Here is a 2162-nt window from a genome sequence, read left to right as displayed (position 1 = left end):
AAAACCAAGCAAAGTCACAAACATCGTAATGCTGAAAGTCACACCGACTGCAGCCACCAAGGTTTGTTTTAACCTTGCGGTCATCAATGCTTGGGAGATTTCAAATATTAGGCTCCACTTCATAGGGATGGCTTAATCAAAACTGTAGAGGAATCTATTCCCTCCAGGATTTCTGCAAATTGGTAATTCTTGATTCCGGTCTTCACTCTCAAGGTGTCTTCATCCTCATTAACCACTAAAGAATCTGCAATCAAATATCCTCTTGGGATCACCAAGGCATTCTCTTTCACTTCTGTAATAATATTTGCTTCTAGACTCAGGTTGGGATAGAGTTGGGGAGGAGCGTTGGTGAATTTGGCCTCCACGGTGAAACTTTTGGTTTGGGTATCCATGATGGGATATACTTTCGAAACCACGGCTTTAAAAACTTCTCCTTTATAGCTATCCATAGACACGGAGACTTCTTGGCCAACTTTCACTTTTGCGATATCATATTCGTCCACCTGAAGTTCGAGGAGAAAATCATCGGCACTTCCCAAAACAGCTAAAACTACCTGAGGAGTAACCATTTCTCCTTTTTCCTTAAGTAGGGCATAGACCTTTCCATTGATTTTGCTTTTCAAAACATAATCACTTTCTAAAACTCGACTGATGGCAAGGTTTTTAGAGGCACTTTTTGAATTAAATTCTATTTCCCTTTTCAGATCATTATATCGAATTACAATAGATTCATAGGCAGTCTTGGAATTTTCCCAAGCCAGACGCTTTTGCTCAAATTCTACTTCCGTTCCGATATTTTGATCATGTAAATTCTTCTGTCGAACATACAAGAGCGAATCATTTTGCATTTTGCTTTTTGCCAGGTCAATGCTCAGTTGAAGATCTCTCAGTTTCGACTGATTAGCCTGCAAGTCTGCGTAAGCTTTAGCAATCTCCGCATTTTCCCGACTGAGTTTTTCCCTTTCACTAAATACTGCCAAAAGGGGAGTTCCAATAGAAACAGAATCTCCTTCCTGTACAAAAATCTCCTGAATAGGGCCACTGGCATTGGTGAATGCATCATATTGATCCAAAGCCTTGATATTGCCAGATGCATAAACAGATTCGGTAATTGATTTTACTTCAGGCTTTATGCTTTCGCTGGAGTCTGCTCCACAACTCAAAAGACTGAGACTGAAAACAGCTAAACAAAAAATCGGCAAATATTTTGAGTACTCAAGAATGAGCTTGTTCATAAGTTTGCTTTGAGTGAAACAGGGTTTTTTTATTGAAAATAAGGACAATTACCACATAAGTCCAGTTTAATTGAGCTTTGCTTTTCTTTTATTCATATTTAATCAGGAATGATATAACTTTGTTGATCAATTATTTATCAATTTCATTCGCTAATGAGAAGTGCCTTATTGAAGTCCAGTACATTTTTTGGATTCATACTTTTACTAAGTTCCTGCGCATTTAAAGGAATTCATCGAGATAAGGATTTGACTTTTGTAGATTCCAACATCAATCCTACGATTCCAAGTAAGCAATTGAATGTCTTCTCTCCTAAGAAATCTAAGAAAAACCTACCAGTATTGGTTTTTTTATATGGTGGAAGTTGGGAAAGTGGAAGAAAAGAGATTTATGATTTTTTGGGGAGTCGAATGGCGAGAAGAGAAGTCGTAACTGTCATAGCAGATTACCCTCTCTCTCCGGATTTTCAAATAGAAGATATGGTGGAAACTGCCGCGCAAGCGGTTCTCTGGACAAAAAATAATATTGAACAATATGGTGGAAATCCTGATCAGATATTTATCTCTGGTCATTCTGCCGGAGCACATTTGGCAGCTGTGTTAGCTACTAATAATGAGTATTTTGAAGAAATAGGGACTGTAAATCCAATTAAAGGAGGGATTCTCATTGATCCTGCAGGCTTGGATATGAATTGGTTTTTGAGCGATTATCCAGAGGAAGGAAAGAAGTATATTAAGACTTTTACCAAGGATCCGACGGTTTGGAAAGAATATTCACCGATCTATTTTCTGGAAAGCCAAAAGATTCCATTGCTGATTATGGAGGGGGAAAGAACCTATCCTAGCATAGAAGTAAGCATAGACAGGTTTTTAGATAAAGCGCAGGAAGAAAATGTGGAGGTGGACTATGAATTATATCCACATAAAAAA

2 protein-coding genes are annotated in these 2162 nt (G+C 38.1%); one reads left to right on the top strand and one right to left on the bottom strand.

Features of this window, described 5'->3' with window-relative positions; genetic code table 11:
- Positions 1-119: 119 nt before the first annotated feature.
- Positions 120-1235 carry an efflux RND transporter periplasmic adaptor subunit gene (locus tag Q0L68_RS19855; RefSeq protein ID WP_296705978.1) on the bottom strand — a complete coding sequence of 372 codons (1116 nt, stop codon included), beginning with the start codon at positions 1233-1235 and terminating at the stop codon, positions 120-122.
- Between the two features lie 153 nt (positions 1236-1388).
- On the opposite strand from Q0L68_RS19855, the gene Q0L68_RS19850 reads away from it, so the two are divergent.
- A partial coding sequence (locus Q0L68_RS19850) for an alpha/beta hydrolase (protein WP_296705977.1) occupies positions 1389-2162 on the top strand: 774 nt, incomplete at its 3' end.

Origin of the sequence: Algoriphagus sp. (assembly GCF_024642405.1) — a bacterium.
Taxonomy (GTDB): domain Bacteria; phylum Bacteroidota; class Bacteroidia; order Cytophagales; family Cyclobacteriaceae; genus Algoriphagus.
This window is presented reverse-complemented; position numbering and strand designations above follow the sequence as displayed.